We start from the raw sequence: 17,637 nt of genomic DNA, 5'->3' as shown, positions 1-17,637 counted from the left end.
GGCTGAATCCTGTTTTTCTCACGGATCTGTATTGCTTTAGATAGAACCCACGGAATTCAAAAAAGCCCGAGGCAGCGACCATGACCCTCTACCTTGACCTCGCCGAACTGCTCGGCGCGCGCATCGAGCAAGGCCTCTACCGCCCGGGCGATCGCCTGCCCTCGGTGCGCGCCCTGAGCGTGGAGCATGGCGTCAGCCTGAGCACGGTGCAGCAGGCCTATCGCCACCTGGAAGATCACGGCCTGGCCACCCCACGGCCCAAGTCCGGCTACTTCGTCCCGCTGTCCCGACACACGCCCGCCCTGCCCCAGGTCGGGCGCGCGCCGCAGCGACCGGTCGACGTCTCGCAATGGGACAACATTCTCGAGCTGATCAGCCTGCCCCCGGGCAGCGACGTCCTGCAGCTCGGCCGCGGCATTCCCGATATCAGCAGCCCGACCCTGAAACCCCTGCTGCGCTCGCTGTCGCGCCTGAGCCGGCGCCAGTCGATGGAAGGCTTGAGCTATGGCTGCATCCATGGCGACCCCAAGCTGCGCGAGCAGGTGTCGCGGCTGATGCTCGATTCCGGCTGCCAGATCCCGCCCGACGAGATCGTCATCACCACCGGCGGCCATGAGGCGTTATCGGCGGCGATCTGCGCGACCTGCAAGGCCGGCGACATCGTCGCCCTCGACTCGCCGAGCTTCCATGGCGTGATGCAGGCCCTGAAGGGCTTCGGCATCAAGGCCCTGGAGCTGCCCACCGACCCGCTCAGCGGCATCAGCCTGGACGCCCTGGAGCTGGCGCTCGAGCAGTGGCCGATCAAGGCCATCCAGCTCACCCCGACCTGCAACAACCCGCTCGGCTACATCATGCCGGAGGCCAACAAGCGCGCCCTGCTGACGCTGGCCCAGCGCTACGACGTGGCGATCATCGAGGACGATGTCTACGGCGAGCTGGCATACAGCTACCCGCGCCCGCGCACCATCAAGTCCTACGACGTCGATGGCCGCGTGCTGCTCTGCAGTTCGTTCTCCAAGACCCTCGTGCCGGGACTGCGCGTCGGCTGGATAGCGGCCGGGCGCTACCAGCCGCAGATTCTCCACCTCAAGTACATCGGCACCGGCATGACCGCACAGCTGCCGCAGCTGGCCCTGGCCGAGTTCATCGCCGCCGGGCACTACGAGCCGCACCTGCGGCGCATGCGCAGCCAGTACGCGCGCAACCGCAACCGGATGACCGACTGGGTCAGCCGCTACTTTCCCGGCGGCACGCGGGTCAGCCAGCCCCATGGCGGCTTCATGCTCTGGGTCGAGCTGGACAGCGCCTTCGACAGCCAGCAGCTCAACCGCGTCCTGCTGCCGCACAAGGTGCAGATCGCGCCGGGCAGCATCTTCTCGGCCGCCGGCAAGTACCGTAACTGCCTGCGCCTGAACTATGCCGCGCCAGCGACGACGGAACTCGAAGAGGCCGTGCGCCGCGTCGGCGCAGCTGCCGGCGAGCTGCTGGCGGAGCTGCGCCGGACGGATTAGTCGCCGCGCACCGGCGCGGTGGCGAGTGGTGATTCGAAGCCGCTGTCGCGCCAGGCCAGCACCACGAACACCGCCGCGCCGAGGGCCATCAGCATGGGTAGCGCATGGCTGTTCAGCCACTGGCTGGCCGCTCCGGTGGCCAGCGGGCCGAGCAGGCAGCCGATGCCCCACAGCTGCGCCACATGGGCATTGGCGCGCACCAGCTGGTCGTCGCGGTAGCGCTCGCCGATGAGGATCAGCGACAGGGTGAACAGCCCCCCGGCGCTGGCGCCGAACAGCACCAGCAGCGGCCAGATCAGCGGCGAGTGCAGCAGCGGCGGAATCGCCAGGCTCGAACCCAGCAGGATCACCCCGCAACCGCGGAACAGGCTGCGCCGCGACAAGCGGTCGGCCAGCAGGCCGATCGGCAGCTGCAGAGCCGCATCGCCGACCACCACCACGCTGACCATGAACAGCGCCACCTCCTGGCTGAAGCCCTGGCGCAGGCCGTAGATCGGCAGCAGGGTGAGCATCATCGCCTCGAACGCGGCGAACAGCATCACCGCCCAGGCGATCGCCGGCAGCTTGCGGCAGAAGGCCGGCAGGCCCCGCCCCGAGGCGCTCTGCGCATCGACCCGGGGCGCCCCGCTGCGCCCCACCAGCAGCAGCGAGCCGCCGATCAGCAGCGCGGTGCCGGCCCAGAAGCCGCGGTCGCTGGCGGTGCCCAGCGCGGTCAACAGCAGCGGCCCACAGAGCTGGCTCAAGGCGTAGCCGGTGCCGTACAGCGCCACCAGGCGGCCGCGCCACTTCTCCACCGCCAGCTGGTTGATCCAGCTCTCGCCGAGGATGAACACCAGGGTCAGGGCCACGCCGATCAACAGGCGCAGCACCAGCCAGATAACGTAGTCCTGCAGCAATGCCAGCACGGCCACCGACAACGCGCTGCACAGCAGGCTCGCCTGCATCAGCCGGGTGGTGCCCAACCAGCCGGCCAGGCGACCGGCCAGCGAGGCTCCAAGCAGTACCCCTACCGCCGGCGTGGCCGCCATCACGCCGATGGCGAAGGAGCCGTAGCCCCAGCCCTCCAGGCGCAGCGACACCAGCGGCATGGTCACGCCGAGAGCCAGGCCGATGCTGATCACCGCCGAACAGACGGCGAAATAGGTACCCCAACGCATTACCCGACTCCTTCCTGTCGTCGTGGCCGGTGAAAACGAAACGGCCGGGCTTCCCAAGGGAACCCGGCCGCAGGTGTGGCTCATCGGAGCCGGCCCCGAAGGGCGGACCTTCAGGCGGTTGCCCGCCCGTCGTAGTCCGAGCTTACAGCTTGATCCAGGTGGCCTTCAGCTCGGTGTACTTGTCGAACGCGTGCAGCGACTTGTCGCGGCCGTTGCCCGACTGCTTGAAGCCGCCGAACGGCGCGGTCATGTCGCCACCATCGTACTGGTTGACCCACACGCTGCCGGCGCGCAGCGCCTTGGCGGTCAGGTGAGCCTTGGACAGGTTGCTGGTCCACACCGCCGCCGCCAGGCCGTAGGGCGTGTCGTTGGCGATGCGCACGGCTTCTTCGGCATCGGCGAAACCGATCACCGAGAGCACCGGACCGAAGATCTCCTCGCGGGCGATCTTCATCGCGTTGCTCACGCCATCGAAGATGGTCGGCTCGACATACACGCCGCCGGTCTCCTCGAGGGTGCGCTTGCCGCCGGCGACCAGCTTGGCACCGTCGGCCTGGCCAGCCTCGATGTAGCCGAGCACGGTATTGAGCTGCTGCTGATCGACCAGAGCGCCGACGTTGGTCTGCGGGTCCAGCGGATGCCCCGGCTTCCAGGCCTTGAGCGCCTCGACCACCAGCGGCACGAACTGCTCCTTGATCGAGTTTTCCACCAGCAGGCGCGAGCCGGCGGTGCACACCTCGCCCTGGTTGAAGGCGATGGCGCCGGCCGCGGCTTCGGCGGCGGCCTTGAGGTCCGGGGCGTCGGCGAAGACGATGTTGGGGCTCTTGCCGCCGGCTTCCAGCCACACCCGCTTCATGTTCGACTCGCCGGCGTAGACCATCAGCTGCTTGGCGATCTTGGTCGAGCCGGTGAACACCAGGGTGTCGACGTCCATGTGCAGGGCCAGGGCCTTGCCGACAGTGTGGCCGTAGCCCGGCAGCACGTTGAACACCCCGGCCGGGATGCCGGCGTCGATGGCCAGCTGGGCCAGGCGGATGGCGGTCAACGGCGACTTCTCGGACGGCTTGAGGATCACCGAGTTGCCGGTGGACAGCGCCGGGCCGAGCTTCCAGCAGCTCATCAGCAGCGGGAAGTTCCACGGCACGATGGCGGCGACCACGCCGATCGGCTCGCGGGTCACCAGGCCCAGTTCGTCATGCGGGGTGGCGGCCACCTCGTCGTAGATCTTGTCGATCGCCTCGCCGCTCCAGCGAATGGCGCGGGCGGCGCTGGAGACGTCGATACCCAGGGAGTCGCTGATCGGCTTGCCCATGTCGAGGGTTTCCAGCAGGGCCAGCTCCTCGCCGTGCTGCTCGATCAGGTCGGCGAAGCGGATCATCACGGCCTTGCGCTTGACCGGTGCCAGGCGCGACCAGACGCCGGAATCGAAGGTCACCCGGGCATCCTGCACCGCCAGCTCGGCGTCGGCCACATCGCAGCTGGCGACATTCGCCAGCAGGCGCCCATCCACCGGGCTGATGCACTCGAAGGTCGCAGCGGACGCCGCCCCGCGGTATTCGCCGTGGATGAAGGCACGCCCTTCGATGTTCAGGGTCTTGGCGCGTTGTTCCCAGTCGGCGCGAGTCAGGCTAGTCATGCAAGCATCCTCTTATCAGTAAAAAGCGCGATGGAGCAGGCTCCCGCACTGTCAATAATTCTGCAAGGCCCGAGCGGGCCGAATCCTGCTGGCAACACTAAACCAGAGGGCCACAGCTTTTCAATATTTTTGACAAAGCCGCCATCGACCCTCTTGTAATGTTCATTATATCGAACATAGACTGGGCAAAATCACTTTCCCACGCTCCTCTCTCGCTCGCTCGGACAACCCGCATGACCACCGATAGCCACCAGCAGATGAACAGAAAAACCCACGGCCTCGACGATTTCTGGATGCCCTTCACCGCCAACCGCCAGTTCAAGGCCAGACCGCGCCTGTTGAAGAGCGCCGCCGGCATGTATTTCACCAGTGACGACGGCCGTCAGGTATTGGACGGCACGGCCGGACTTTGGTGCTGCAACGCCGGCCACGGTCGTCGGGAAATCAGCGAAGCGGTCAGCCGGCAGATCGCCACCCTGGACTTTGCCCCGACCTTCCAGATGGGCCACCCGCTGCCCTTCGAGCTGGCCAGCCGGTTGGCCGAGATCGCCCCGGCCGGGCTGAACAAGCTGTTCTTCACCAATTCCGGTTCCGAGTCGGCCGATACCGCGTTGAAGATCGCCCTGGCCTACCAGCGCGCCATCGGCCAGGGCACCCGCACCCGCCTGATCGGCCGCGAGCTGGGCTACCACGGCGTCGGCTTCGGCGGCATCTCGGTCGGCGGCATGGTCAACAATCGCAAGGCCTTCGCCCTGCAGCTGCCCGGCGTCGACCACCTGCCACACACCCTGGATATCGCCCGCAATGCCTTCAGCAAGGGACTGCCGGAGTTCGGCGTCGACAAGGCCGACGAGCTGGCGCGCCTGGTGGCCCTGCACGGCGCCGAGAACATCGCCGCGGTGATGGTCGAGCCGATGTCCGGCTCGGCCGGCGTGGTGCTGCCGCCGGTGGGCTACCTGCAGCGCCTGCGCGAGATCACCCGCAAGCACGGCATCCTGCTGATCTTCGATGAGGTGATCACCGGCTTCGGTCGCGTCGGCAAGGCCTTCGCCGCCCAGCGCTGGGGCGTCACCCCGGACATCATCACCTGCGCCAAGGGCCTGACCAACGGCGCCATCCCCATGGGCGCGGTGTTCGTCGACGAGAAGATCCATGACGCCTTCATGCAAGGGCCGGACGGCATCGAGCTGTTCCACGGCTACACCTATTCCGGCCACCCCGTGGCCTGCGCCGCGGCCCTGGCGACCCTGGACATCTACCAGCAGGAAGGCCTGTTCGAACGGACCATCGAGCTGGAGAACTACTGGCAGGATGCCCTGCTCAGCCTGCGCGATTTGCCCCAGGTGATCGACATCCGCGCCGTCGGCCTGGTCGGCGGGGTGCAGCTCGCGCCCAGCGACCAGGGCATCGGCAAGCGCGGCTATCAGGTGTTCGAGCAATGCTTCCACGACGGCCTGATGGTCCGCGTGACCGGCGATACCCTGGCCATGTCGCCACCGCTGATCGTCGAGAAGACCCAGATCGACACCCTGGTGGAGAAGCTCGCCGCTTCGATCCGCAGGGCCCAATAACCCGTTCAAAGGACACGCCGATGACTATCCAGCAGATCGTCGATTTCGCCCAGGCCAACAGCACTGCCGAGCACTACCGTCCGGCGCCGGAAAAGGTCCTCAAGGGTGACCCCGAGCAGAGCGTGCGCAACCACTACGCCAGCCCCTGCGCCCAGTTCAGCGCCGGCGTCTGGGAAGGCGCGGTGGGCCAGTGGAGCGTCAGCTACAGCGAGCACGAATACTGCGAGATCCTCCAGGGCGTGTCCGTGCTGCGCGATGCGGACGGCAACGCCAAGACCGTACGCGCCGGCGACCGCTTCGTCATTCCCGCCGGGTTCACAGGCACCTGGGAGGTGCTGGAGACCTGCCGCAAGGTCTACGTCATCTTCGAACAGGCCCAGTCCTGAGCCCCCCGTCATGCGTCAGCCTTGGGCCCGCCTCGTGCGGGCTTTTTTATGCCGACGCGGTGATCGGTTGATGCGGCAATACCCCAGCGGCAGCAGTGCGGGTGATGACGCGGCATTCGGCGCGTCCAGCGGACTGTCCGGCGACACCGGGGGCGCCCAGAATGCGCAGACAACAATTAAGGAGGACCGCGTCATGGAGTTCCTGCGCACGCCAGAGGCCTGCTTTGCCAACCTGCCTGGATACCCCTTTGCCCCGCACTACCTGATGGTCGATGACACCGAAGGTGGCCAGTTGCGGGCGCACTACCTGGACGAGGGGCCTGCCGCGGCGGCCCCCGTGCTGCTGATGCACGGCGAGCCTTCCTGGAGCTATCTGTACCGGAAAATGATCCCCATCCTGGTGGCGGCCGGGCATCGCGTGATTGCCCCCGACCTGGTGGGCTTCGGTCGCTCCGACAAACCCAGCCGGCGCGCCGACTACAGCTACCAGCGCCACGTGGACTGGATGCAGTCGCTGCTCGAGCAGCTGCAGCTCACGGACATCACCCTGGTCTGCCAGGACTGGGGCGGACTGATCGGCCTGCGCCTGGTGGCGGACAATCCCGCGCGCTTCGCCCGGGTGGTCGCCGCCAACACCATGCTGCCGACGGGCGATCACGATCCTGGCGCGGCGTTCCGCAGCTGGCAGAAGTTCTCCCAGGAAGTAGCGGTGTTTCCGGCCGGCGGCGTCATCAAGGGCGGCACCACCACGGAGCTGCCCCAGGCCGTCATCGACGCCTACGATGCCCCCTTCCCGGAAGAACGCTACAAGGAAGGCGCACGCCAGTTCCCCTTGCTGGTGCCCATCACCCCGGACGACCCGGCGGCCGCCAAGAACCGCGAGGCCTGGACCCAGTTGCGGCAATGGCAGAAGCCATTCCTCACCGCCTTCAGCGACTCGGACCCCATCACCGCCGGCGGTGACAAGCTGATGCAGAAACTGATTCCCGGCACCCGGGGCCAAGCCCATATCACCATCGTCAATGGCGGTCACTTCCTGCAGGAAGACCAGGGCGAAAGGCTCGCAGAGGTTGTGGTGCAGTTCATCGCCGCGACGAGCTGATTGCCGGCAGCGAAATCCGACCAAGAAAAAGCCCGCCATATAGGCGGGCTCTCTCGGCAAGGTTGCGGATCAATTACTTGATCTTGGCTTCCTTGTACATCACGTGCTTGCGCACGACCGGATCGAATTTCTTGATTTCGATCTTGTCGGGGGTGGTGCGTTTGTTCTTGTCGGTGGTGTAGAAGTGGCCGGTACCGGCACTGGACACCAAACGGATCAGTTCGCGCATGATTTGCTCCTTAAACCTTTTCGCCGCGAGCGCGCAGCTCGGCCAGCACTACGTCAATGCCACGCTTGTCGATGACGCGCATGCCCTTGGCAGATACGCGCAGACGCACGAAGCGCTTCTCGGACTCGACCCAGAAGCGATGGTGCTGCAGGTTCGGCAGGAAACGACGACGGGTTTTGTTGTTTGCGTGGGAAATGTTGTTCCCGGTTACCGGACCCTTACCGGTAACTTGACAGACTCTCGACATGCCTCAGCCCTCTAAAACCACATGCCCAACCCGGCATGGGTTGGCCGCTTAAACTCAGTGTCATTGGCGCTCTGCGCCGCGTTTCTCGAGGGTCTTACCGGTCACACCTGAAAGCGCAACAACCGGGCCCCTAGAAAAGAGCGCTGCTTTATACCAGAAACCCCCCGGAGCAACAAGGCGAAACGCATTTTCCGCGTTTTTCCACGAACACTCTATCCTCGCCATCCGGCCACGGGCATGGGCCGCGACGCCTCTCGACCGCTCGTCGCACCGACGGACCTACAACCAGCCGTACTCCGCCAGAGACAGCGGCTCGCCGTCGCCAACGATGAAGTGGTCGAGGACCCGCACATCCACCAGCTCCAGCGCATCCTTCAATCTTCGGGTCAGCAGGCGGTCCGCCTGGCTCGGCTCGGCCACGCCCGAGGGGTGGTTGTGGGTCAGGATCAGCGCCGCCGCATTGTGTGCCAGCGCGCGTTTGACCACCTGGCGCGGGTAGACGCTGGCGCTGTCGATGGAACCGTGGAACAGCGCCTCGAAGGCCAGCACCCGATGCCTGGCATCGAGGAACAGGCAACCGAACACCTCGTGGGGCTCATGGCGCAACAGCGCCTTGAGGTAGTCGCGCACCGCCTGCGGACTCTCCAGCGCCGAGTCCCGCCGCAACTGTTCGGCCAGGTGACGGCGGGCCATTTCCAGCACCGCCTGCAACTGGGCGAACTTCGCCGGCCCCAGCCCCAGGCGCCGACTGAAGGCCGGCAGATCGGCCTGCAGCAGGGCTCGCAGGCCGCCGAAATCGCCAAGCAGATGGCGCGCCAGGTCCACCGCGCTCTGCCCGGCAACACCGGTCCGCAGGAAGATCGCCAGCAGTTCGGCGTCGCTCAGGGTAGCCGCCCCCAGGGCCAGCAGTTTCTCCCGCGGACGCTCCGCCGCGGGCCAGTCGCGAATGCTCATCGCACCTCCGTGTCGAGCTGGGCGCCGCTACTCCGCTGCGGCCGCTGTGCTATCGTAGCCCATCTTTTTGCGCGGCGATCGGCCTGGGGAGGCGGCATCGCCGCGGCGCACATCCACCTCATATAAAAGGCAGGCCTATGCAGCGGCTTTATCGCAAACGCATCATCGTCGGCGTGGGGGGAGGCATTGCCGCCTACAAGAGTGCCGAACTGGTCCGCCGCCTCAAGGATCAGGGCGCGGAAGTACGGGTGGTGATGACCCAGGGCGGCCGCGAGTTCATCACCCCGCTGACCCTGCAGGCGCTGTCCGGCCACCCGGTGCACCTGGACCTGCTCGACCCGGCCGCCGAGGCCGCCATGGGCCATATCGAACTGGCCCGCTGGGCCGACCTGGTGCTGATCGCCCCGGCCACCGCCGACCTCATGGCCCGCCTGGCCCAGGGCGTCGCTGACGACCTGCTGACCACCCTGGTGCTGGCCACCGATGCCGTAGTTGCCCTGGCGCCGGCGATGAACCAGGCGATGTGGCGCGACCCGGCAACCCAGACCAATGCGCGCACGCTCACCGAGCGCGGCCTGCGCCTGTTCGGCCCGGCTGCCGGCGAGCAGGCCTGCGGCGACGTCGGCCTCGGCCGCATGCTCGAAGCCGAGAAGCTGGCCCAGTGCGCCGCCGACTGCTTCGAGCGCCAGTCGCTGACCGGCATGCATGTCCTGATCACAGCCGGCCCGACCCAGGAAAACATCGATCCGGTGCGTTACATCACCAACCACAGCTCCGGCAAGATGGGCTTCGCCCTGGCCGAGGCGGCTGTCGAAGCCGGCGCCAAGGTCACCCTGGTCAGCGGTCCGGTGCACCTGCCGACACCGGACCGGGTCCAGCGCATCGACGTGGTCAGCGCCCGCGACATGCTCGCCGCCTGCGAAGCCGCGATGCCCTGCGACCTGCTGATCGCCGCCGCCGCCGTCGCCGATTACCGCCCGGAAGTGGTCGCCCAGCACAAACTGAAGAAGGACCCGGCCAACGGCGACGGCCTGCTCCTGCAGATGGTGCGCAACCCGGATATCCTCGCCACCCTGGCGCGCCGCGACGACCGCCCGTTCAGCGTCGGCTTCGCCGCCGAGACCGAGAACCTGCTGGAATACGCCTCGCGCAAGCTCAAGGACAAGAACCTCGACCTGATCGTCGCCAATGACGTGGCCAACCCGAGCATCGGCTTCAACAGCGAGGAAAACGCCATCACGGTGATCGACCGCGAGCTGCAGCAGAACGGCTTCGCCCAGACCAGCAAGAGCAAGATCGCGCGCCAGCTGGTGGCCTTCATCGCCGAGCGCCTGCCCCGCGCCTGACGCCCCAATCACCGACCACAGAGCCCGACATGCACGCCCTACAAGCCAAGATTCTCGACCCGCGCCTCGGCGACCAGTTCCCTCTGCCGCAGTACGCCACGCCCGGCTCGGCCGGGCTCGACCTGCGCGCCATGCTCGAGCAGGACCTGATCCTGGGCCCCGGGCAGACCGTATTGATCCCCACCGGCCTGTCGATCTACATCGGCGATCCGGGCCTGGCGGCGATGATCCTGCCACGCTCGGGGCTCGGCCATAAGCACGGCATCGTGCTGGGCAATCTGGTCGGCCTGATCGACTCGGACTACCAGGGCGAACTGATGGTCTCCTGCTGGAACCGTGGCCAGAGCGCCTTCACCATCGCCGTCGGCGAGCGCATCGCCCAGCTGATCCTGGTGCCGGTGGTGCAGGCGCACTTCGAGCTGGTCGAGGAGTTCGACGAGAGCCAGCGCGGCGCGGGTGGCTTCGGCCACTCGGGCAGCCATTGAACGCACTTAACCCTTTCAGGATGAACCGCCGAGGAGCCCTTCGATGAAACTCTTCAAGCGCACCGCCAAGGACACCCACGCCGGCACCTCGTCCGGCAAGACGGCGAAGAGGCCGGCCGATGCCAACCGGCAGCCCCTGCGGGCACTGCTGCCCGGCCTGCTGGCCAGCACGGTCGGCGTGGTCCTGGCCGCAGGACTGCTCTGGTTCGGCCTACAGGGCAGCGCCCAGCAGCATCAACAGCAACTGGTCCAGGCCTGGGGCGACGGGCAGGCCGCGGCGCTGCGCCAGGCGCTGATCCGGCTGGCCGGCGACACCCACAGCGCCGCGCGCAACCCCAGCCTGCTGGAAGCCCTGCAGAGCCAGGAGCCGGAGCGGATTCGCGCCGCCGAGCGCGACCTGCGCCACTGGGGCGGCGTGATCGACGCCCATCTCAATGGTCGCGGCCAGGCAACCCAGGACATGCAGCACGACGCGCCGATGAACTTCGCCGCCCTGGACCTGCTGCGCCGGGCTGAGAACGGCCAGACGCCCGCACCGGAAGCCTACAAGGTCGGCGACCGCTGGCTGGTGTACAGCGTCGCGCCGGTGCGCCTGAGCGACGACCAGCCGCTGCAGGGCACCCTGCTGCTGGCGTTCGACCTCAACCACCTGCTGAGCAGCCTGCCGCCGCTGCCCACCGAGGTCGGCCAGTTGCAGCTGTTCCAGCACTTCAGCGGTGCTGCCCCACAGCTGCTGGCCCAGCGCGGCCAGGCCCAGGGCACCGGACAGAGCTTCGACAGCGGCAACCGCAACTGGAAGCTCAGCTTTACCCCTGGACAGGCCCTCGAACCAGCGCACGTTTCCCTGCCACTGCTTGCCCTGGCTGCCTTGCTGGCCTGGGCCGGCGCCATCACCGGCCTGTTCATGCTGCACAGCGGCCTGCAACGCCGCCTGCGCGCCGACGTCCGGCAGCTCGGCTACCTGGTCGGCGAACTCTCGGCTGGCAAGGCCGTCAAAGCCTTCAGCCTGAGCCTGCCGGCACTGGACGGCCTGGCCCAGACCCTGGCCCGCATGCCGCGCCGTACCCATGAGGGGGCGCAGGGCACAGCGGCAAAAGAGCGCCCCCAGGGCGCCCCCTCCGCGACTGCCGCGACGGCAGCCCACACGCCGGCGGATCTGGTCGATCCGCTGTTTCAAGACACCGATATCCTCGATATCGACATTCTCGACGACGACCAGGATCTCCTGGGACTGGAGCAGACACCCGCAATGAGTACTCCGCAAACCGCCCCGACCCTCCCCGCCGATATCTTCCGCGCCTACGACATCCGTGGCGTGGTCGGCAGCAGCCTGACCGCCGAGACCGCCTACTGGGTCGGTCGGGCGATTGGCTCACAGAGCCTGGCGCAGGGCGAAGCCAATATCGCCGTGGGTCGTGACGGCCGCCTGTCCGGGCCGGAACTGATGCAGCAACTGATTCAGGGCCTGCTGGACTGCGGCTGCAACGTCAGCGACGTCGGCATGGTGCCGACCCCGGTGGTGTACTACGCCGCCCACGTACTCAGCGGCAAGTCCGCGGTGATGCTCACCGGCAGCCACAATCCGCCGGACTACAACGGCTTCAAGATCGTCATCGCCGGCGACACCCTGGCCAACGAGCAGATCCAGGCGCTCAAGACGCGCATCGACAACAACGACCTGGCCAACGGCGTCGGCACGGTCGAGCAGGTCGAGGTGCTGCAACGCTACTTCCGCCAGATCCGCGACGACATCGCCCTGGCCAAGCCTCTGAAGGTGGTGGTCGACTGCGGCAACGGCGCCGCCGGGGTGATCGCCCCGCAGCTCATCGAGGCCCTCGGCTGCACGGTGATCCCGCTGTACTGCGAGGTGGACGGCACCTTCCCCAACCATCACCCGGACCCGGGCAAGCCCGAGAACCTGGTCGACCTGATCGCCAAGGTGAAGGAAGAGCAGGCCGATGTCGGCCTGGCCTTCGACGGCGACGGCGACCGTGTCGGCGTGGTGACCAACACCGGCACCATCGTCTACCCCGACCGCCTGCTGATGCTGTTCGCCAAGGACGTGGTGTCGCGCAACCCCGGCGCCGACATCATCTTCGACGTCAAATGCACCCGCCGCCTGACCCCGCTGATCAGCGGCTACGGCGGTCGCCCGGTGATGTGGAAGACCGGCCACTCGCTGATCAAGAAGAAGATGAAGGAAACCGGCGCCCTGCTGGCCGGCGAGATGAGCGGGCACATCTTCTTCAAGGAGCGCTGGTTCGGCTTCGACGATGGCATCTATGCCGCCGCCCGCCTGCTGGAGATCCTCAGCCAGGACAAGCGCGACGCCGAGCAGGTATTCGCCGCCTTCCCCAGCGACATCTCGACCCCGGAGATCAACATCCAGGTCACCGAACAGAGCAAGTTCGGCCTGATCGACAGCCTGCAGCGCGACGGCGTATGGGGCGAGGGCAACATCACCAGCCTCGACGGCGTGCGCGTCGACTACCCCAAGGGCTGGGGCCTGGTGCGCGCCTCCAACACCACGCCGGTGCTGGTCTTGCGCTTCGAGGCCGACAGCGAACAGGAACTGGAACGCATCAAGGCCGTGTTCCGCGGCCAGCTGCAGCGCGTTGCCGCCGACATTAATCTACCGTTTTGAATGAGCGATTCAGCATTGGAGTCCCGCATGACCCTCGAGCGTGATGCCGCCACCCAGGTGGCCAAGGTTCTATCCGAAGCCCTGCCCTATATCCGCCGCTTCGTCGGCAAGACCCTGGTGATCAAGTACGGCGGCAACGCCATGGAGAGCGAAGAGCTCAAGGAAGGCTTCGCCCGCGACATCGTGCTGATGAAGGCGGTCGGCATCAACCCGGTGGTGGTGCATGGCGGCGGTCCGCAGATCGGCGACCTGCTCAAGCGCCTGTCGATCGAGAGCCATTTCATCGATGGCATGCGTGTCACCGACACCGCCACCATGGACGTGGTGGAGATGGTCCTTGGCGGCCAGGTCAACAAGAGCATCGTCAACCTAATCAACCAGCACGGCGGCAGCGCCATCGGCCTGACCGGCAAGGATGCCGGGCTGATCCGCGCCAAGAAGCTCAAGGTCAGCCGCCAGACCCCGGAGATGACCCAACCGGAAATCATCGACATTGGCCATGTCGGCGAGGTCACCGGGATCAACACCGACCTGCTGAACATGCTGGTCAAGGGCGACTTCATCCCGGTGATCGCGCCGATCGGCGTCGGCGCCGACGGCGAGTCCTACAACATCAACGCCGACCTGGTGGCTGGCAAGGTCGCCGAGGCGCTGAAGGCCGAGAAGCTGATGCTGCTGACCAATATCGCCGGGCTGATGGACAAGCAGGGTGAGGTCCTGACGGGACTGACCACCCAGCAGGTCGACGGCCTGATCGCCGACGGCACCATCTACGGCGGCATGCTGCCGAAGATCCGCTGCGCCCTGGAAGCGGTGCAGGCCGGGGTGACCAGCGCGCACATCATCGACGGTCGGGTGCCCAACGCGGTACTGCTGGAGATCTTCACCGACAGCGGCGTCGGCACCCTGATCTGCAACCGCAAGCGTCCCTGAGCCAAGGACAGCGGCCGACCAGTCTTAAATGAGGGTTAAGGGCGTGCCCCCAGCAGTTCGCTGAGGCGCGCCCGGTCGGCGGCAAAGCTGGCCTGGGCCCGCTTGCGCGCGTCCTGATAACGGGCGATGTCCTTCTTCAGCCGCTGCTGCTCGGCGATCTGGTTGTCGATCTGCATGATCAGGTGCTCCGGCACCTCTCGGCCGGCGCGCTCATGCTCGGCCGCCTGGCTCTGCAGGTTGCCCTGCTGGGTGCGCGCCGACTGCAGGTTGCCGCGGGCCACACCAATCAGGGCATCCAGCTCAGCCAGCTTGCGCCCGAGGGCCCGATCGACATCCTCGGGACTGGTATACAGGCGCAGCAGCTGCGCATCGGTGCCGGCGCGAGCCTTCTCGGCGAGTAGGCGCCGGCGCTCCTCGGCGCTCGGTGCCGGCGGCACCACCTGGATGACCCGCCCCTGCTCATTCAGCACCTGGTAGCCCTTGGCGATGAATTCCGGCGGCACGCCCTGACGGCTGAGCACCGTGACACCCTGATCGTTGACATAGCGATAGAACTCGGCAGCACCTACCGCCAGCGGCTGCGCCAGTCCGAGGAGCAGCAGGCAACGCGTCACGACCAGTCTTGGCATCGAAGCAACACCCTATGTGCGCAGGTTAGATTCCATATTCGGCGCGATACGCCTCAACTGCCGGTAGATACTGCTTGAGTTGCGCATCGCCTGCCAGATATTCAAGCACCTGTTGCAGTGACACGATACTCACTACCGGCATGCCGAAGTCGCGCTCGACCTCCTGGATCGCCGACAACTGGCCCTGGCCGCGCTCCTGGCGGTTCAGCGCGATCAGCACCCCGGCGGCCTCGGCGCCCTGGGCGCGAATGATCTGCATCACCTCGCGGATGGCGGTGCCGGCGGTGATCACATCGTCGATGATCAGCACCTTGCCGGCCAGCGGCGCACCGACCAGGGTGCCGCCCTCGCCATGGTCCTTGGCTTCCTTGCGATTGAAACACCAGGGCAGATCGCGTTGATGGTGCTCGGCCAGGGCCACCGCAGTGGTCGCCGCCAGGGGGATACCCTTGTACGCCGGACCGAACAGCACGTCGAAGGGAATCCCGCTATCGACCACCGCCGCCGCATAGAACCGCCCGAGCTGGGCCAGCGCCAGACCGCTGTCGAACAGCCCGGCGTTGAAGAAATAAGGGCTGGTGCGCCCGGACTTGAGGGTGAACTCACCGAAGCGCAGCACCCCGCGCTCGATGGCAAAACGAATGAATTCGCGCTGGTACGCTTGCATGGAAAGTCCCGGACGGCACGGATTTGGCTAGGAATTTAGCTAATTGAAGTCGAGCTCGGGTATCATACACGCACGTGTTTTTGGGGGCCATTTATGCGGATCATCAGTGTGAACGTGAATGGTATTCATGCTGCAGTCGAGCGCGGTTTGCTCAGTTGGCTGCAAGCACAGAATGCCGACGTCATCTGCCTGCAGGACACCCGCGCCTCCGCCTTTGAGCTGGACGACCAAGCCTTCCAACTGGATGGCTATTTCCTCTATGCCTGCGATGCTGAAGTGCCAAGCCAAGGTGGCGTGGCACTCTATTCGCGGTTGCAACCCAAGGCGGTAATCAGTGGACTCGGCTTTGAGATGGCCGATCGCTACGGGCGCTACCTGCAGGCCGATTTCGACAAGGTGAGTATCGCCACCCTGCTGCTGCCATCCGGGCAGAACGGGGACGAGGGCTTGAACCAGAAGTTCAAGTTCATGGACGACTTCACCCATTATCTGGACAAGCAACGGCGCAAGCGCCGCGAGTACATCTATTGCGGCTCGCTCTACGTGGCACACCAGAAGCTGGACGTGAAGAACTGGCGCGACTGCCAGCAGTCACCGGGCTTCCTGACACCCGAGCGTGCCTGGCTGGATGAGGTGATCGGCAGCATGGGTTATGTCGACGCCTTGCGCGAAGTCAGTCGCGAAGGCGACCAGTTCAGCTGGTGGCCGGACAGCGAGCAGGCCGAGATGCTCAATCTGGGCTATCGCTTCGACTACCAGCTGCTGACCCCGGGCATGCGCCGCAGCGTGCGCACCGCGCGTCTGCCGCGCCAACCGCGCTTCTCGCAGCACGCGCCGCTGATCGTCGATTACGACTGGATTCTCAGCCTGTAGGATGAGCACCCACAAAAAAGCCGGCGGTTGCCGGCTTTTTTGTGCCTTGCAGCGCGCCTACTTGATCAACCGCCAGTTGAAGGGGTAGCGGTAGGCCTGCCCCTCGTTGACCTTGATCCCGGCGATGATGGTCAGCACGATGGCGCCGATGGAGACCAGGCCGGCCAGCAGGAAACCGACCACCACCAGCATCAGCAGCACGCTGAGCATGAAGGCAATCGCCACGCTGATCTGAAAGTTCAACGCCTCCTTGCCCTGGGCGTCGACGAAGGGGTCAAGATCCTTCTTGATCTGCCAGACGATCAGCGGGCCGATCAAATTGCCGAAGGGGAAGACGAAGCCGAGAAAGGCGGCGAAGTGACAGAACATCGCCCATTGCCGCGCTTCCTGGTTCGGGGTCGGCACCGGCGCCTGTGCATGCTCGTCCATCGTCACCCTCCCTCGATCGGTAAAAGGCCTCAGTCGGCCAGCGCCGCCCGCTGCAGTTCGAACAGTTCGGCCATGCCTTTCTGCGCCAGCGCCAACATGGCGTTCAGCTCCTCGGACTGGAACGGCGCGCCTTCGGCGGTACCCTGCACCTCGATGAAGCCGCCGGCGCTGGTCATCACCACATTCAGGTCGGTCTCGGCGGCGGCGTCCTCCAGATAGTCCAGATCGAGCACCGGCTCGCCCTGGTACATGCCCACCGACACCGCGGCGATCATCTGCTTGAGCGGGTCGCCAGCCTTCAGACCGCCGCGCTTCTTGATCACCTTCAGCGCATCGACCAGGGCGACCATGGCCCCGGTGATCGACGCAGTGCGGGTACCACCATCGGCCTGGACCACGTCGCAATCGATGTACAGGGTGTTCTCGCCGAGCTTGGACATATCCAGCGCCGCGCGCAGCGAACGGCCGATCAGCCGCTGGATCTCCAGGGTGCGCCCGCCCTGCTTACCGCGGCTGGCCTCGCGCAGGTTACGCTCGCCGGTGGCCCGCGGCAGCATGCCGTACTCGGCGGTCAGCCAGCCCTGGCCCTTGCCCTTGAGAAAGCGCGGCACTCCCGACTCGACGCTGACCGTGCAGATCACCTTGGTATCACCGAACTCCACCAGCACCGAACCCTCGGCGTGCTTGGTGTAGTTGCGGGTGATGCGGATCGAGCGCAACTGGTCGGCCGCGCGGCCACTGGGACGTTTCATCAAGGAATACCTGCTCTGGAGTTAAATCTGCCGAGCATTATAGGGGCCATGGCCCGGCGACGACATGACCAATTGGGAGGGACCGA

General features: G+C 66.2%; 18 protein-coding genes. 9 read left to right on the top strand and 9 right to left on the bottom strand.

Going from position 1 to position 17,637, the window contains the following annotated elements:
• The first annotated feature begins 80 nt into the window (after positions 1-80).
• The gene (locus tag LPB260_RS21225) at positions 81-1,511 is read left to right on the top strand and encodes a PLP-dependent aminotransferase family protein (RefSeq protein WP_208707847.1); all 1,431 of its coding nucleotides are present in this window, start codon (positions 81-83) and stop codon (positions 1,509-1,511) included.
• Here LPB260_RS21225 and LPB260_RS21220 read toward each other — a convergent pair.
• A complete protein-coding gene (locus tag LPB260_RS21220) occupies positions 1,508-2,668 on the bottom strand; it encodes an MFS transporter (protein ID WP_208707846.1) in 1,161 nt (386 codons plus the stop codon). The two genes, LPB260_RS21225 and LPB260_RS21220, sit on opposite strands and share 4 nt — an antisense overlap.
• Before the next feature lie 142 nt (positions 2,669-2,810).
• Positions 2,811-4,304, bottom strand: a complete 1,494-nt coding sequence (locus LPB260_RS21215; protein WP_208707845.1) for an aldehyde dehydrogenase — start codon at positions 4,302-4,304, stop codon at positions 2,811-2,813.
• A 257-nt stretch (positions 4,305-4,561) separates the two neighbouring features.
• Between LPB260_RS21215 and LPB260_RS21210 the strand changes: the two genes are divergently transcribed.
• The 3 genes from LPB260_RS21210 (at position 4,562) to LPB260_RS21200 (ending at position 7,363) form a co-directional block, all read left to right on the top strand.
• A complete protein-coding gene (locus LPB260_RS21210) occupies positions 4,562-5,875 on the top strand; it encodes an aspartate aminotransferase family protein (RefSeq protein WP_208710086.1) in 1,314 nt (437 codons plus the stop codon).
• Positions 5,876-5,895: 20 nt separating this feature from the next.
• Complete coding sequence (locus LPB260_RS21205; protein ID WP_208707844.1) at positions 5,896-6,261, top strand: cupin domain-containing protein; 366 nt, start codon at positions 5,896-5,898, stop codon at positions 6,259-6,261.
• A gap of 70 nt (positions 6,262-6,331) precedes the next feature.
• Entirely contained in the window at positions 6,332-7,363 is a 1,032-nt protein-coding gene (locus LPB260_RS21200) for a haloalkane dehalogenase (RefSeq protein WP_371926114.1), read from the top strand.
• A 73-nt stretch (positions 7,364-7,436) separates the two neighbouring features.
• Here LPB260_RS21200 and rpmG read toward each other — a convergent pair whose 3' ends face one another.
• From rpmG to radC, 3 genes are all read right to left on the bottom strand, one after another.
• Positions 7,437-7,592, bottom strand: a complete 156-nt coding sequence (rpmG, locus tag LPB260_RS21195; RefSeq protein ID WP_003464575.1) for a 50S ribosomal protein L33 — start codon at positions 7,590-7,592, stop codon at positions 7,437-7,439.
• A 10-nt stretch (positions 7,593-7,602) separates the two neighbouring features.
• On the bottom strand, positions 7,603-7,839 hold the full coding sequence (gene rpmB, locus LPB260_RS21190) for a 50S ribosomal protein L28 (RefSeq protein WP_003242523.1): 237 nt from the start codon (positions 7,837-7,839) through the stop codon (positions 7,603-7,605).
• Positions 7,840-8,118: 279 nt separating this feature from the next.
• The gene (radC, locus tag LPB260_RS21185) at positions 8,119-8,793 is read right to left on the bottom strand and encodes a DNA repair protein RadC (RefSeq protein ID WP_208707843.1); all 675 of its coding nucleotides are present in this window, start codon (positions 8,791-8,793) and stop codon (positions 8,119-8,121) included.
• Positions 8,794-8,930: 137 nt separating this feature from the next.
• Between radC and coaBC the strand changes: the two genes are divergently transcribed.
• The 4 genes from coaBC (at position 8,931) to argB (ending at position 14,201) form a co-directional block, all read left to right on the top strand.
• Positions 8,931-10,139, top strand: a complete 1,209-nt coding sequence (gene coaBC / locus LPB260_RS21180) for a bifunctional phosphopantothenoylcysteine decarboxylase/phosphopantothenate--cysteine ligase CoaBC (RefSeq protein WP_208707842.1) — start codon at positions 8,931-8,933, stop codon at positions 10,137-10,139.
• Positions 10,140-10,168: 29 nt separating this feature from the next.
• A complete protein-coding gene (dut, locus tag LPB260_RS21175; protein WP_208707841.1) occupies positions 10,169-10,624 on the top strand; it encodes a dUTP diphosphatase in 456 nt (151 codons plus the stop codon).
• 1,249 nt (positions 10,625-11,873) lie between these two features.
• Positions 11,874-13,268, top strand: coding sequence for a phosphomannomutase/phosphoglucomutase (algC, locus tag LPB260_RS28930; RefSeq protein WP_218281542.1), 1,395 nt, complete (start codon positions 11,874-11,876; stop codon positions 13,266-13,268).
• A gap of 27 nt (positions 13,269-13,295) precedes the next feature.
• Positions 13,296-14,201 (top strand): acetylglutamate kinase, encoded by a 906-nt coding sequence (argB, locus tag LPB260_RS21165; protein WP_208707839.1) that lies wholly within the window; start codon positions 13,296-13,298, stop codon positions 14,199-14,201.
• A 35-nt stretch (positions 14,202-14,236) separates the two neighbouring features.
• Here the strand turns inward: argB and LPB260_RS21160 are convergent, their stop codons facing one another.
• Positions 14,237-14,830 carry a DUF4124 domain-containing protein gene (locus tag LPB260_RS21160; protein ID WP_208707838.1) on the bottom strand — a complete coding sequence of 198 codons (594 nt, stop codon included), beginning with the start codon at positions 14,828-14,830 and terminating at the stop codon, positions 14,237-14,239.
• Between the two features lie 25 nt (positions 14,831-14,855).
• Positions 14,856-15,497 (bottom strand): orotate phosphoribosyltransferase, encoded by a 642-nt coding sequence (pyrE, locus tag LPB260_RS21155; RefSeq protein ID WP_208707837.1) that lies wholly within the window; start codon positions 15,495-15,497, stop codon positions 14,856-14,858.
• A 93-nt stretch (positions 15,498-15,590) separates the two neighbouring features.
• Here pyrE and LPB260_RS21150 point away from each other — a divergent pair, with 93 nt between their 5' ends.
• Positions 15,591-16,370, top strand: coding sequence for an exodeoxyribonuclease III (locus LPB260_RS21150; protein WP_208707836.1), 780 nt, complete (start codon positions 15,591-15,593; stop codon positions 16,368-16,370).
• Positions 16,371-16,427: 57 nt separating this feature from the next.
• Here the strand turns inward: LPB260_RS21150 and LPB260_RS21145 are convergent, their stop codons facing one another.
• The gene (locus LPB260_RS21145; RefSeq protein ID WP_208707835.1) at positions 16,428-16,799 is read right to left on the bottom strand and encodes a DUF4870 domain-containing protein; all 372 of its coding nucleotides are present in this window, start codon (positions 16,797-16,799) and stop codon (positions 16,428-16,430) included.
• A 29-nt stretch (positions 16,800-16,828) separates the two neighbouring features.
• The gene (rph, locus tag LPB260_RS21140; protein ID WP_208707834.1) at positions 16,829-17,551 is read right to left on the bottom strand and encodes a ribonuclease PH; all 723 of its coding nucleotides are present in this window, start codon (positions 17,549-17,551) and stop codon (positions 16,829-16,831) included.
• Between the last annotated feature and the right edge of the window lie 86 nt (positions 17,552-17,637).

The sequence above is a fragment of the Pseudomonas sp. LPB0260 genome (assembly GCF_013388395.1).
Note: the sequence above shows the minus strand (reverse complement) of the source record. Positions and strands in the feature narration are given on the sequence as shown.

Bases quoted from the DNA above. Each gene is read 5' to 3' on its own strand.
- LPB260_RS21205 (WP_208707844.1), top strand. From the start codon at position 5,896: ATGACTATCCAGCAGATCGTCGATTTCGCCCAGGCCAACAGCACTGCC.
- LPB260_RS21210 (WP_208710086.1), top strand. From the start codon at position 4,562: ATGAACAGAAAAACCCACGGCCTCGACGATTTCTGGATGCCCTTCACC.
- algC (WP_218281542.1), top strand. From the start codon at position 11,874: ATGAGTACTCCGCAAACCGCCCCGACCCTCCCCGCCGATATCTTCCGC.
- LPB260_RS21160 (WP_208707838.1), bottom strand. From the start codon at position 14,830: ATGCCAAGACTGGTCGTGACGCGTTGCCTGCTGCTCCTCGGACTGGCG.
- LPB260_RS21145 (WP_208707835.1), bottom strand. From the start codon at position 16,799: ATGGACGAGCATGCACAGGCGCCGGTGCCGACCCCGAACCAGGAAGCG.
- LPB260_RS21225 (WP_208707847.1), top strand. From the start codon at position 81: ATGACCCTCTACCTTGACCTCGCCGAACTGCTCGGCGCGCGCATCGAG.
- LPB260_RS21150 (WP_208707836.1), top strand. From the start codon at position 15,591: ATGCGGATCATCAGTGTGAACGTGAATGGTATTCATGCTGCAGTCGAG.
- rph (WP_208707834.1), bottom strand. From the start codon at position 17,551: ATGAAACGTCCCAGTGGCCGCGCGGCCGACCAGTTGCGCTCGATCCGC.
- coaBC (WP_208707842.1), top strand. From the start codon at position 8,931: ATGCAGCGGCTTTATCGCAAACGCATCATCGTCGGCGTGGGGGGAGGC.
- pyrE (WP_208707837.1), bottom strand. From the start codon at position 15,497: ATGCAAGCGTACCAGCGCGAATTCATTCGTTTTGCCATCGAGCGCGGG.
- argB (WP_208707839.1), top strand. From the start codon at position 13,296: ATGACCCTCGAGCGTGATGCCGCCACCCAGGTGGCCAAGGTTCTATCC.
- LPB260_RS21215 (WP_208707845.1), bottom strand. From the start codon at position 4,304: ATGACTAGCCTGACTCGCGCCGACTGGGAACAACGCGCCAAGACCCTG.
- rpmG (WP_003464575.1), bottom strand. From the start codon at position 7,592: ATGCGCGAACTGATCCGTTTGGTGTCCAGTGCCGGTACCGGCCACTTC.
- dut (WP_208707841.1), top strand. From the start codon at position 10,169: ATGCACGCCCTACAAGCCAAGATTCTCGACCCGCGCCTCGGCGACCAG.
- LPB260_RS21220 (WP_208707846.1), bottom strand. From the start codon at position 2,668: ATGCGTTGGGGTACCTATTTCGCCGTCTGTTCGGCGGTGATCAGCATC.
- rpmB (WP_003242523.1), bottom strand. From the start codon at position 7,839: ATGTCGAGAGTCTGTCAAGTTACCGGTAAGGGTCCGGTAACCGGGAAC.
- LPB260_RS21200 (WP_371926114.1), top strand. From the start codon at position 6,332: ATGCGGCAATACCCCAGCGGCAGCAGTGCGGGTGATGACGCGGCATTC.
- radC (WP_208707843.1), bottom strand. From the start codon at position 8,793: ATGAGCATTCGCGACTGGCCCGCGGCGGAGCGTCCGCGGGAGAAACTG.